The sequence below is a fragment of the Rahnella sp. Larv3_ips genome (assembly GCF_003697865.1).
In the GTDB taxonomy this organism is placed as follows: Bacteria; Pseudomonadota; Gammaproteobacteria; order Enterobacterales; family Enterobacteriaceae; genus Rahnella; species Rahnella rivi.
The window spans coordinates 282252-296487 of sequence record NZ_MJIB01000003.1; the positions used below are offsets into that span (position 1 = coordinate 282252).

Annotated in this window: 3 protein-coding genes, 1 tRNA gene and 1 pseudogene; 1 reads left to right on the forward strand and 4 read right to left on the reverse strand. The window is 56.0% G+C overall.

Features of this window, described 5'->3' with window-relative positions; translation table 11 throughout:
• The 4 genes and pseudogenes from ED901_RS01335 to ED901_RS01355 all read right to left on the reverse strand — a co-directional run.
• The coding region (locus tag ED901_RS01335) for a hemagglutinin repeat-containing protein (RefSeq protein WP_240993857.1) at positions 1-9663 on the reverse strand (9663 nt) is incomplete at its 3' end.
• Positions 9664-9685: 22 nt separating this feature from the next.
• Positions 9686-11311 (reverse strand): ShlB/FhaC/HecB family hemolysin secretion/activation protein, encoded by a 1626-nt coding sequence (locus ED901_RS01340; RefSeq protein WP_122094367.1) that lies wholly within the window; start codon positions 11309-11311, stop codon positions 9686-9688.
• A gap of 927 nt (positions 11312-12238) precedes the next feature.
• Positions 12239-12496 (reverse strand): annotated as a pseudogene (locus ED901_RS01350) (transposase); the annotation flags it as partial.
• 286 nt (positions 12497-12782) lie between these two features.
• Positions 12783-12867: transfer RNA gene (locus tag ED901_RS01355), tRNA-Leu, on the reverse strand.
• 219 nt (positions 12868-13086) lie between these two features.
• Here ED901_RS01355 and ampH point away from each other — a divergent pair.
• Positions 13087-14226 carry a D-alanyl-D-alanine-carboxypeptidase/endopeptidase AmpH gene (gene ampH / locus ED901_RS01360; protein WP_056776553.1) on the forward strand — a complete coding sequence of 380 codons (1140 nt, stop codon included), beginning with the start codon at positions 13087-13089 and terminating at the stop codon, positions 14224-14226.
• Positions 14227-14236: the final 10 nt, after the last annotated feature.

Consider the following 14236-nt stretch of genomic DNA (forward strand, 5'->3'; position numbering starts at 1 on the left):
TAATCTTGCGAGCGCTTCATTTCTGGCATTCACCTGCGCCTGCATTGCCGCGTGCTGCATGGTCTGCACGCCCACCTGGCTGATGGCCTGCGCCAGCGCCTGATTTTCCTCTATCTTTTCCTTATCAAAGATTTTGTCGATATGGCCGTTGGCGTTATCGGTATCACGGCTCAGCGTACCCACATCCTGAGTTTGCTCCCCGGTATTACGTACCGTCACGTTGCCGTCCGCAACCGCTGAACGGGTGGTGCCTGACGCACTTCCGCTATCGCTGGCCATTACCGGCAGCACGCCGCCGGCGTTGTGCCTCTCCTTGCCCTTTTCCTGCCTTGATGAGAAACCGGCGCTCACACCCACGCTGCTGGCGCTGTAATTCGCCTTGTTCTGGATATCATTCCAGCCCAGCGTGCCGGTATTAAGGCTGTTATTTGCCGCATCCGCCGTCGATGCAATGACCGCGCCATTCAGTTGCGTATGGTCACCCACGTAGATGTCATAGCCCTGATTGCCGGCAAACAAACCGCTTTGATCGCCTACACTGGCGTACCCGCTCTTGGTTTTAGCCTTGTTCATACTTAATGAGGCTGAACCGGTCATTGAACCAAAGGTTAAGCTAAACCCGCCGCTGATGCTCTGCTGCTTGCTTTGGTAATCGTCTGTGTCCTGCAGACTCGTCAGCGTTAAATCGCGCCCGACGTTTGCCGTGATTTTATCGCCCAGCGCCTGAGCACCAGAGAGCACGGTGTCACGCCCGCTGCTCAACGACAGATTGTCGTGGGCATTCACACGGGTGTTGACGTATTCCGTCGTCTCGCCGTCCGCGTTGCCTTTGGACGCATAACCGCTGCCCTGAACACCAATGCCCGTTTCCTCACCCAGCGAGATATGCCCCCCTACACTCCAGCCGTTCGAACTGTCCTGACTCGTCTGTTTACTGTTATTGGTCGCGGCCTGCAGGATCAGGTCATTCTGCGCGGCCAGCGTGATATTATTCCCTGTCACGCCACTGCCAATAAGAGTGATATCGCCGCTCTGACCGTTATTCCCGGTCGAGACAATCGCGACATTACGGCCGCCGGTAATGGTGCTACCGGTGACCTGATTTTGTTCCAGTTCGGAACTGGATTTACTTTTGCTCGCACCGATGTTGACCTGCAACTGGACCAGGTTGCCATCCACTTTGCCATTCATCAGTTGAGCCGCCTGCGTTGCGGTTCCGTCCATCGAGGCCATCCAACCCTGCTCCGCCGCCTGCACGCCGTAAAGTGCTTTCATTCGGCTGTCGCCGGTCTGTGAGGCCTGTTTGGCAATGCTGTTCAGCGACAATAACGCATCCGTTACCGGACTCGACAGCGACACCGTCAGACCGCTCTGCTTCTGCTCGTAGACCTGTTTACGGGTCAGCATGTCGTTGCCGGGGTCCACCGTGACCGAGCCACCAACGATGTTGACGTCATGTTTAGCGATGACGTCCGAGCCGCCAATATGGGCCTTTTCACTGGCAATCAGGTTCACATTGCCACCGGTGCTGCCGACGGCGCTGCTGCTCTGGCTTTGCGTGGTGCCGTCCTGATTAATTTGCTGACGTGAGGATTTACTGCCGAACGTCACGCCCAGACCGCCGCCGCTGAACATCCCGCTGGTTTTCTTTTCACTGAGGCGATAGCTCGACTGCTCTTCCGTCGCCGCCGCAATGTTGAGGTCTTTCCCCGCCTTCAGCGTCACATCGCCATCGCCGACCACCGACGAACCTTTGACGGTCAGGTCTTGACCGGCGACAACGGAGACGTTGTCACCACTGAGCTGTGAGGCTTTTTCCGTGGTGGCATAGTCTTCTGCCACAGTGTGTGTGGTCGTTTTAGAGAACAGGTGTTTCTTAGTTTTCGTCTTCTCGTCGTAGCTGTATTCGCTTTCCTGCGCGGTAGTGATATTCACATCCCGCCCGGCGTTCAGGGCCAGGTCGCCGGTGGCCTGTACTTGCGCGGCCTGTGTCGTAATGTCACGCCCGGCGGCAATCGTGGTGCTTCCGCCGCTCACCACTGCTGTCCCTTCCTGCCCAACATTTTCACGAATACTCACGCTTTTACTGCCGTGGGTTTCGCTGTAGGTGCTGGTCTGCTGCGCGTTCAGATTGACGTCGCGACCGGCGCTGAGTGAAGCATTCAGGTCGGCGGTGAGTTGTGCTGCCTTCGAGTTCAGGTCACGGCCCGCGCTGAGCGTTAGGTCGCCGCCGCTGCTGACCACCGTGCGGGTGGCGTTGTTGCTGTCAGCCTGATTTTTTCCGCTGGTCTGATGGCTGCTTTTGTCCATCGCGTCGAGATTGATGTCATTGACTGCCACAAGCTTAGCGTCGCCTTTGGTGGTGACGGCGCTGCCCGCCACCGTCAGGTCGTGCCCCGCGCTGGCCGATAAATTACCGCCCGCGCTGACCGTGCTGGCCTGGCTGTCGGTGGTCTGCGCGCTGCTTTTTGCCGTGGTTTTGTTGGTGCTGAGCGCATTGCCGGTGATGTTGATGTCGTTCAGCGCCACCAGCTGCAAATCACTCCCCGCTGTCAGTTTGGCGCCGGTGTTATTAATGTTATTACCAGCGTTGAGCGAAAGCCCTTTGCCAGCAGTAATACTCGCGACGTCCCCGGTTTGTGTCTCACTGAACGTCAGCAGCGCTGTTTTATTTTTACTGCTGCCAGGCGCAGCATTCCATTGCTGCGCCTGGGTGACGTTATTGATGTCCCCGGTGACGGATTGCAGCGCAACGGTCTGCCCGGAAATCGACGAACCAATATTATTGATGTCACCCAGTGCAGCGAGTTGCAGGCTTCCGTTGGAGGCAATAAGCCCTGCGCTAAGATTATCCAGCGCGCCGCTGCTTTTTGCTGTCAGTTGGGTTCCGGCCTGCAACGTGCTGCCTGCATTGACGATATGCCCGGACTCAAGATTGACGGTGCTGCCTGAGATCACACTGCCGCTTAACACCTTGACGTCATTGGCGGAGAGGTAAAGTTTTGGTGCAAGAACGGTCTGACCATTAACCGCGGTTTTCTCCCACCAGACGATACTTTTGGTCAGCGCCGCGACCTGAGCAGGTGACAGGCTAACGCCAAGTTGCAAGCCAAGTGCACTTTGCTGGGCGGCGGCGTTGTCGATCAGATACTGCATCTGTTCCAGATCAGAACCGGTTCCTGCAACGTACCGTTGCCCTGTCTGGCTGAGTACCGCATTACTGATATAGCGGGTATCAAAGGCGGCATCGCCAAGGAATTTATAGTCGTAATCGGGTCTGAGATTAAGCCTGTCCAGAAAGTAGGAGGACCCGATAAATTGACTTTGATCGGTGTACAGCGCAGCCGTCTCAATACGCGGCGTGGTGGGCGTGCCCGGCGTAACCGCAGGGTTCAGGACCTGCCCGGCGGCCGGGATGCCGCCCGGTAATGCATCAAGGCTCAGCGCAGAACCTGCCGGCCGTGCGAGATAATCATTCAATGCGTTAAATAACGATGGATCGGTTTTACCCACACTTCCCAACTGCGGATTGGTGGTGATCAGATACGGGCTGGAAGGATCCTGGCTTGCCACGAATAAACCGTTATTACCCGAAGGTAACGGATAATCCGTCAGCGCAGCGCCGCTGTTACCGATTTGCTGAAGGGCGCTGCTGACGGATTCATTCCACTGAACGGATCCGACCACCAGATCTTTTCCTGACGCCAGTTGCTGGCTTTGCGTGCCGCTGACCGGTTGCAGGCTCGCCGTACCCGAAAGTGCGGGCGCGTTGATGACATGCGACAACCCGCCCGCATTGGCGGTCGTGGTGGTGTTACTGATGTTATTGCTAAAGCTGGCATTAACGGCACCGCCCGCCTGAATGACTGAGCGATAACCTTCGCCGGTATTCACCGTCTCATAGACCGGACCGCCGACAAGATTGTAGGTAACGATGGTGTTGGTGGTATTTGACCTAAAGCAGCACCGCTCTGAATCAGGGGCAAAGAAGGCGAGATCGTGTCTGCTATCAAACTCCTTATTCGCCAGGGTGCCGGTATATTGATACGTCAGATACTTATTCTGGACACCATTTTCATAGGACTGATTATTCAGCGAGCGTCCGGACAAGGAAATATTACCGCCCGCGAGAATATTACTGGCGATATTATCGAGAGTATCCGCCGCAACCGTCAGATTTCCGTTCGCCGCAATACGCCCGGCACCACCGTTAGCCTGAGCCGCAACAGTTGAAGATGCCACTAAATAGCGTTTTTCAGCAGCGGTACTGTTTGGGGCGAGATAATAGTGATCGTCAACGGAGCCGTTACCCTGCCCCATACTGCCGCCCGTTCTTACCCGCTTGGTGTAGAAACCTAACTCATTTTCGTCTAAATCTCCCAACCTCAGATCAACCGAGCTTTGCCCGAGCCACGAAGGCCCGTCAACCGGCGTGAGCGAAGAGTTGACGACTGTCAGCCCGTCGCGCTGATTCAGCAGGTGGCCGGTGTTAACCGTGATATCACCGCGCGTGGTTTCGATATTACCGGAGGTGTTGACGACTTCAGTGCTTGCATTGCCCGCCGCATCCTTCTGCATCCACAGGCTGTTGCCCGCAAGAATGTCACCGTGCGTATTCTGCAGGCTGTCCGCCAGCAGTTGCATGTTGTTGCCGGCATAAATCAGCGCGCTGTTCACAAGCTGAGTGGCCGCAGTCATCACCAGATTACCTGCCCCGCCGATGAACCCGCTGTTGCGGATAAAACCACGGCTGTTCAGGATAATATCGCCGCCGGACTGCACGCTGCCGCTGTCGTTGAGGGTGATGTTACGTGCATCAATGCCCACGCTACCGCCACCCGCACGAAGCTGGCCCTGGTTTACAACGTCCCCGGTCGCACTGAGATGGATGTCATTCCCCTGCAGCGTGCCCAGCACATTAAGGTCGCCCTCAGTGGTCAGGGTGAGTGCCTGACCGGCCGCCAGCGTTCCGCTCTGAGTGAATCCCGAGCCAAGCTGCAGCGTCATATCACCGAGTGCCAGTACGCTGCCCGACTGGGTCAGTGTCGGTGTGACCAACGTCAGCGAGCCTGCGCTGAAGAGATTACCGCCCGACTGGTTTTCAATATTTTGCAGCTTAAGATTAAGCGCCTGGCTGCCGAACAGCGTTCCGCTGTTGTGCAGGGTGTTACCGGTAAGTTGCAGCCTGTCTCCCTGTAGCTGCCCCTGATTATTCACCGTGTCCACATTCAGCACACCGTCGGCCTGACCGGTCAGCGTGCCACTGTTATTGAGTGTATTACCGGTGAGGGTAAGCCCGTTAGCCTGCAGTACACCGCTGTTAGTGAGGGTCGGCGCAGAGAGCGTCAGTTTATCGCCGGTCAGCAGGCTGCCCTGATTATCGAGATTATCGGTCAGAATAACCTGGCTGACGCCGTCGCCCTGTATGTGCCCCTGATTACGCAGCGACTGCGCGCTGAGATCGAAGGTGCCCTGGCTGCGCAGAGTCCCGCCCTGCAAATTACTGACGTCGCGCCCAACGGTTGCCCGCAGGCTGTTCTGCCCCTGAAGCTGGCCGGCATTCGACAGGCTATTCGCGTTCAGTATCAGATCGTTTGCCTGAATATTGCCACTGTTGGCAATACTGGCCGCATGCAGACTGCTGGTGCCGCCGCTGAGCAGTGCGCCGCTTTGCTGCACCTGCAATGTGTCACCGAGCGTGGCAGCAAGCTGGCTGACGCCGGTGACCGCACCGCCGTTAATCAGATTTTCGCCCTCAAGCGTGAGGTTGTCGGCGGACCATTCTCCCTGATTATTCAGGCTGGCCGCCTGCAGAATGGCCAGCCCGGAAGAGATGATTTTGCCCTGTGCGCCGGTGTTGAGTTCACCCTTGAGCATCAGCGCCGCGCGCGAGACAGTTTGGATCGCGCCATTGAGATCAAGCTGGCTGGCGTGCAGTTCGGCATTATCAGCCTGCCAGTTACCGTCGTTGATGACGTGACCGGCGGTGACCTTCAGCGCCCCCTGCGTCAGCAGTTTACCGGACGTCGCATTGCTGAGATCCTGCGCCAGCTGTGCGGTCAGCGCTTTCAGGCCAATCAGGTTGCCGCTATTATCGGCATCGTCAGCGGTAAGAATCAGCGTGTCGCCCTGAATTTGCCCCTGATTGCTCAGATGTGAGACGGCGATCGTGGCGTCTTTTCCACTGAGCAACTGACCGCTGTTTTCGAACGTAGCCGCATCGAGCGTCGCGCTACCCTGCGTCAGCAGGCTGCCCGAGTTGTTGACGGCGTCCTGTAAACTCAGGGAAAGTCCGTTGCTGCCCAACACCGTCCCGCTGTTGATAAGGTTGTTGCCGGCAACGGCGAGCGTGCCCCCTTGCAGACGTCCCTGATTTTGAAGTTCATCCAGGTGTAAATCGAGCACTCCACCGGAAAGTACGCGCCCCTGATCACCATTGGTCAGGCTGCCTGCAACGAGCTGAAGGTCATGACTCCCCTGCAGCAAACCGTTGTTGGTCATAGTGTCAGCGTTGATGACTGCCGTTCTCGCGGCCAGCGCACCGTCATTTAACACAGAGCCCGCGGTCACGCTTGCGCCGTCTGTGGCCGTGATGATGCCAGCCTGTTGATTGATCAACGTATGAGTGGCGTTAACAGTCAGATTGCCCGCGGTAATACTGCCCTGATTAGCGAGTTTGCCGCCTTTAAGGGTCATCTGGTTTTTAGCCGCAAGCTGGCCGTTCTGGTGAAGGGTATTAGCCTCTATCTGCAGGCTGTCGTCTGCGGTGATACTGCCTTCATTGCTTATCACACTGGCCTGCATGGCCACGGCGCTCGCGCCAATCGTGGCTGCGTTATTGAGTATGCCGGCAACGAGCGTTAACGCACCCGGCGTAACAATTTTCCCGTCTAAATCCGCCTGCTGCGTTGCCGTGAGGCTCAGCGCGTTTTTGCCCTGCGTTTGCGAGCCGCTGCCCGTGGTCAGCTTTCCGGTTGTCAGCGTCATCGCCCCGTCAGCGGACAGGAACCCGTTGAGCGTGGCTGAGTCCGCGTTCAGGCTGACATCGCCCTCACTGGTTTGCACCGAACCGACGCGGCTGGTCAGAGACGTGCCGTGGAGATCTGCGCCCAACGCTGCGGTTAACGTCCCGCCCAGTTCTGCCTGGGCCGCGCGAAGCGTCAGATACCCGCCCGACAGCAGCGTGCTGTTATCGCCTGACGTCATCCCGTCACGCACATTGACGTCAACATTTCCCTGCGAGCCGATCAGTCCCTGATGATTGAGCTGGCTCAGCGTTAATGTCTGAACGCCACCGGATTGCGACGTGCCGGTGTTATTGAACGTCTCACCGCTCAGCCACTGGCTTCCCATCGACTGAAGCAGCCCGTCGTTGTCTAACGTGTTGAAACTGAATTGCCCGTTACGGTTAGCGGCAAGCGTACCGCCGTTGCTAAAATCACCGGCGGTAAACGTCAGGTCCTGACCGGCAATAAGGCTGCCTGACCACTGGCCGCCGCCGGTGATGTTGGCGTGAATATCGTTTTGCGCTGAGGTCTTACCGCTGTGTGCAGCATTGAGCTCACGGGCGTCAATCGACAGATTTCTGCCAGCACCGGCCACACCGTCAAGTTGTTGCCGGGTGGATAACAGGCGCATATCGCCCAGAGACGTCAGCGAACCTGTGTCCGCCAGCGTCAGCAAACCGCCGCTGACGTCCAGACTTTGCGCGTCCATTGCACCCGCCACCGAGGCCTGATTTGTGGCGAAAATCGAAAGCCCCGCATCGCTGTGAATACGGGCACCCGCGCCTGCCAACAGATCGTTGCCGTTCAGGCTGATATTCCCCGGTGTCGAAAGCTCACCGTACAACGACTGCTGCGCTGCATTGAAGCCAATATCACCGAGGCTGGTGATCAGCGAGTTTTGTCCGGCGAAGAGTGATGCCGCATTAAGCATCAGGCCGTTTTTACCGGTCAGCACGCCGTCAACGGTCATCTGACCGCCATCCATCGTCAACCGGTCACCGGCAAATATTGAGCCCGTGTCACTCAGCGTTAGCCGATCGGCGGTGTGTAACGCCAGCGATTGCTGCGAGCCGATAAGCCCCTGATTGTCCAGGCTGTCAGCAGTAATCTGCGCGGCCCCGCCCGACTGCACTTTACCGCCGTTACTCAGGGCTGAGGCGTTCAGGGTTTGTGCGCCCTGCGCCTGTATCAGCCCGCTGTTGGTCGCCTTTTTCGCCGTCACCCGGCTGTCGCCACCCGCAGCCACCGTGCCGCTGTTTGACATATCGCCGTTGACGGCGAGCGTTAACGCGCTGTCAGTGGCCAGTGTGCCACTATTATTCAGGCTGTCGGCCTGAATGCTCTGCACACCTTTGGTCTGAATTTTACCCTGATTATCCAGCCCCGTTGCCTGAAGGGTTTGTTCACCCTGCGCCTGCAACGTGCCCGTGTTGGTCAGCTTCCCTGTGGTGAAACGGGCATTCCCGTCCGCCGCCATCAGTCCGCCGTTGGTAAGATCCGCAGCCCCGACGTGGAGATCTTTTCCTGCCGTCAGGCTGCCCTGCCACTGCCCGCCGTTGCGGGCAGTAGCGTTAATATTCCCTGCAGCAGATACCTGCGCCGGGCTGTCAGAGGTAAGCTGACCGGCTGCCAGCGCCATGTTGCCTCCGCTGGTGACGCGACTGCCCTCAACCGCGAGCGTGCCGTCGGCGCTCAACGCCATGTCACCACCGGATTGCTGGGTGCCCTGAAGCGCAATATCCTGCGCGTTTGCCGTGACCTTACCCGCCGCCGTGGCATTGCGCAGCGTCAGTTTCCCGCTGGCATCAATCTGCATATCGCCCACTGAGGCATTGAGATTGCCGAGGTTAACCCCCACCCCTTTTTCACTGGAGACCAGGCGGATGCGATTGGCATACATCCCGCCGAGGGCCCCGGTATCAATGGCGACCTTAGGCGCATCGCCGGTACCGGCTATCGGGGTAATCTTCCCCGCGGCATCGACGCGGTTGGCACCGAGCGTGATCTCAGCCTCTTTGGCATAAAGCTGGGCGTTAATGTCCGTTGCGCGGGCAATCAGCGCGAACTTGTCACTCTGGCTGGCATCCAGGCCTTTTCCCTGAATGCTGATTGCGCCCTGTGTCACTTCCAGCGACTGCAGTTGCCCGTCTGGCCCCATCACCGGCTTGCCGGTGGTCAGCGTCGCATTCGGCGTATTGATAAAACCGCAGCCGCTACAGGTAATTCCGTACGGGTTAGCCACCATGACGTTGGCCGCTTTACCTGCCACTTCCATGTACCCCTGAAGCTGGGAGCGGTTAGGTGCCACTACCTCGTTGATAATGCCCTTGGCTTCCTGCCCGGCTTTCAGATTCGGGTTGTTCTGTATCAACCCGCCAAGCTGACTTTGCGTCAGCTGGCCGGTGGCATTATTAAGAATCAGGCCTTCATTGCCGACGTTGAATTCGTTGTATTTATTATGGGAAATACCGGCCTGGTTGGGCGTAGCAATGTTGACGACCGGGACGCCGTTACCTGCTTTATCCAGCGACGTATTCCCTTGTGCAACGCTGACGCCCGCAGCCAGTGCGGGAAGCAACGGTTGCCAGGCAAGCAGGCTGCAGAGCAGATAGGTCAGGCCACGCTGCGACAGTTTGACGGGTTTATTCTTGTTCATCCCTGATACCTTTCCCTGATCATTAAAGTACGACGTTCACGCGGTAATACACTGAGACACGGTCGGGCTTGAGCCAGTCCGGATAGGCAAGCGGCCAGCCCACGGTGAACTGGCTGCTGTAATAGCGGTTACGACTGCCCACGCCCACGGCACCGCCCCACAGCGTGCCGGATGCAAAGCTGTCCTGATTGTCATGCCGGAGGTAGCCGCCATCGACGGCCGCCACTGCGTTGAGGGTGCCAATCAAAGGCAGCGTAAGCAGGTCGTGATTCACTTCATTACGCCAGTACCCGCCGTTATCACCGGAAAGGTATTGTTCTTTGAACCCCCTGACCGAGCTTTCTCCACCGAGGGTCATACGCTCGCTGCCGTAGAGGCGGTCTGGCGTCCACTGCCCGTAAAAGCTGGTGAGATAGTTCCAGTCCTGCGCCAGTGGCAGATAGTAGCTGCCTGATAAGGACCCTTTGTTGAACTCGGCGCGGGGTGCATCACCAGATTTATCAGCATCGCTCTCGGCGCCAAGCCAGGGCACACCACGGCTGAAGGAAGGGTTCAGGGTGGCATATCCCCCCCACACTTTCTGGCTGTGATTTACCCCCACCGTCACGCTGGTCAGTTTGCGGCTGCTGCTTTCAAGGCGGGTATCATTGAGATAATTACGGCCAATGCGATGAGACAGGCCGAGGAATGCGCCAGTTTTCATGTCACCGTTGCGAAAAAGGACGCGGGACAGGGTCAGGCGGTGGATTTGACTGTCACCGTCAGAGCGCCAGTCAAAGCCGCGATCAGTAATGGTGGTCAGATAATCGCTGTAAGAGTAGTTGTAATCTAAAAGCCAGTAGCCGTAAGGCACGCTAAAACCGGCCTGCACGCTACGGGCATTGTGATCGCTGGCAAAATCGCTGCTGCGCGCGCCGGATACAAACCACTGATCCGCCAGCCCGAGCAGGTTATTGGCCGTCAGTGACCCGTTGATCTGCCCGGTACCGGTACTCTTTTGTCCGCTGTTATCAAAGCCGATGCCTGCCGTCACTGGAAACTCAGGCGTGGCCGTCAGATTAACGATCGAATAACCTGGCCGCGTGCCGGGCAAAATTTCAATTTGAACCGGTACTTTACGCAACCGGTTGATACTCTCCATTCCCTGTTCGATATCACGCAGGTTAAGAATTTTATCCTTCAGCCCCGGAAAAGCGGTACGCAGCATTCGGGCATCCTGCTTCTCAATTTCGATGTCCTCCAGCTTTCCTTCAAGCACCTGCAGACGTAACTGGCCGTGAGAGAGATCTTGCTCAGTGAGAAAGGCGCGGCTGGTGATATATCCCCGGCTGATGTACCAGTCTGACACCTGCTTCACCAGCGTTTGTATCTGGCCAAGAGAGAGGCAGCGTTGAAGATAAGATTCAGTCAGCTCACGCTCAGCCTGCGCCGGAAGATGTTCAGCACCGGAAAGCGCAATGGAAGAGATGAGAAAACACGGGCCACCCGGCTGCTCCGCAGGAGGACGGGCAGCAGGCAAAGCAGGCGTTATGCTGCGCTGCAGGGATTGTCGCTGCTGACTGTTTTGTTGTAGCAATTCCTGCTGCTGTTGTTGAACGGCATCGCGATCGGCCGGACTTATCAACGCGGCGCTGGAATGAACCGGCATGACTCCCCAGAGAGGAAGTAAAAGCACCGAGTGACGGAGGTGGGATAATAATTTACAGCCTTGCACTACAGCCGAAGATTTCACTGAATTTAATACACTCAGATATTTATTATTTTTGATGACACCATAAGGGCGGAGTGATTTATTCTTTTGCGTGCAGATGTGCTTATCCATTGCGTCAGCCATGACAGTCAGTCCATGAGAAATTTACGAAGGTAAAATACGCTTTTCTATTAGCAACTCAAGTGGAAATGTAATCTTTCGTAAGGTTATTATTACCAATGCGTAATGATACTTTATTTTTGATTCAAAACAAGATAGCAGCCAGGAGTATCCCCGCATGGGAATTTGATTATAAATACATGTTTTTTAACGATTAATAATAACACTCAAAAGCTATGCGCATAATACTTCAGTTGCATGTTAAGACCGGGCATGGCTAAGGCTGCATCCCGAAAAAACATGATTACGCCATTAGGATTATTATTGCCGGGAGTATTTAATTCCTGAAGAACCCTAATTAGTAGGATTTTTCTGTTACCGGTAATCAGATAATGTTTAAAGCCGGCGAGCCACTGCGTGACTATTAACTTTTAGCGGCTGTGCAGGTTGGGTTTCCTGGCACGGGATCCTTGAAGATATCCGCTGGGTCAGACAAAGGCTGGCTTCCTGTCTCTGACTATTCCTATGAAGTCCGCACCGCTGCCACACCTGAGTGATCCCATACTGATGGGGGGCTAAAACGTGGAACCGGGCTGCGGGAAGATAATCTGGATGAAATGCCGGGGAAGGTGACGATGAAGGAACAAAAAAATCAGAGCAACAATTAGCCCAATCAGCTGACAGGTTGTCGGCAATTTCAGCTTCACCGAAGCCGCAATACCACGCGCGAAACCGGCATAATAACAAACGGAACTCCTGGCAGTGCTTTCTCCAGGGAGCCACCTGAAGCGCCTCCTTATCCAGCATGGCTTCGGCAAGCAGCTTCTTGAATCTGGCGTTATCTTCCTCAACCGACTTCAGGCACTTAACCTCAGGCACCGCCATAACGCCATACTTCTTACACCATGTGTAAAACGTGGCGTCGGAAATGGCGTGTTTTCGGCAGAGTTCACGGGTGGAGACTCCCGCTTCAGCCTCGCGGAGAATACTGATGATCTGTTGGTCGGAAAAACGCTTCTTCAGGAGGATGTCTTCATGGAGCTTATGAAGACATTACTCACATCGGGGTGTGCTCATTAACGGGGAGCAGGGTATCAGTCAGGGCCTTGATGGTATTCCTTCCAAATGCTGCCGTGAGTATATAAGCATTATCGAACCAGCATATATACCCGATTCTATACTCACAAGCATGTTGATGTGGGGTAAGTCAGATTGACGTCGGTTGACTAAAAAGCGGGGCAAAACCTTGCGGGCACTGGATTTTAGGCATAAAAAAAGCCACCCATGGGTGACTTGATTTACATACTAATGGTGCCGAAGGCCGGAATCGAACCGGCACGCCTTGCGGCGGTTGATTTTGAGTCAACTGCGTCTACCGATTTCGCCACTTCGGCACAGAAAGTAGTATGCGGAAAACGTGGGCATTATACCCAGCCCAGCAGGTCACGCAATAGTTATCCCACCCTGTTCGGTTTAAGTGTTGAAAAAACAAACATCAGCGGCGGTAACTGGGGGTTTTGTTGACAAAAATCTTCGATTTGGGCGCGTTTTTCTCATGCCGTTTCTCAAACTTCGCATTAGTATACAAATCACGAATAGTTGATGCCCTGTTGATGGATACCCGCTTGTTGAAAAAAATCTCTCTTTCGCTCCTTGCCCTGGCCTTTGCCAGTACGCCTTTATGGAGCTATGCGCAACAAAACGCACGTCTCGCGTCGCAGGTCGTGGATGACCATGCAGAACACATTTTTTACGGCAGTGGCGCAATGGGAATGGCGCTGGTGGTGGTGGATAACAATCAGCAGGTGTTCCGCAGTTTTGGTGAAACCCGCCCCGGTTCCGATGTGCGTCCACGTGAAGACTCCCTCGTGCGCGTTGCGTCGCTGACTAAGCTGATTACCAGCGAAGTGCTGGTCAAAATGGCACAACAGGGCAAAGTCAGTATTAATGACCCGCTGCGTAAATATGCACCTGCCGGTGCCCGCGTACCCAGTTACAACGGCACCAATCCCATCACGTTGCTGAATCTGGCGACGCACACCAGTGGGCTGCCCCGTGAGCAACCGGGTGGCGTTGCACACCGTGATGTATTTACCTGGCCGACGAAAAGCGACCGCTGGAACTGGCTGAGCGTCGCCAAAATGACCGTGCCGCCGGGCGCCCGCGCGTCTTACTCTAATCTGGCATTTGATCTGTTGTCGGATGCGTTATCAAAAGCCGCGAATAAACCTTACACCCAACTTCTGCGCGAGCAGATCACCCAGCCGCTCGGCATGATCGACACCACGCTCACACCAAATGCCAGCCAGTGTGCAAGGCTGATGGTGGGCCTGAGACCGACGCCATGCATCAATACCACGGCAGCAGCAGGCAGTGGCGGGCTGTACTCGACGCCGGCTGATATGGGTCGCTGGATGCGGCAGTTCCTCGGGCAACGCACCTCTACCGCCGATATGGCGCAGAAAATGTATTACAAACGTTCTGATTTAGTCTCGCTCAAGGGGATGGACGTACCGGGCATGGCGGACTCGCTGGGCATGGGATGGGTGACCATGGCGCCAACCCCACTGTTACCGCGCATCATTCAGAAAACCGGTGGCGGCGGTGGTTTTATCACTTATGTTGCGATGGTACCGCAACGCGGTGTCGGTGTGTTCGTGGTGGTGACCCGCAGCGAGCTGACCAAGTTTAAAAACATGAGTGATGGCGTGAACGATCTGGTGGCTGATCTGGTGCGCAATAACGAGATTTGATTGTTCAGAT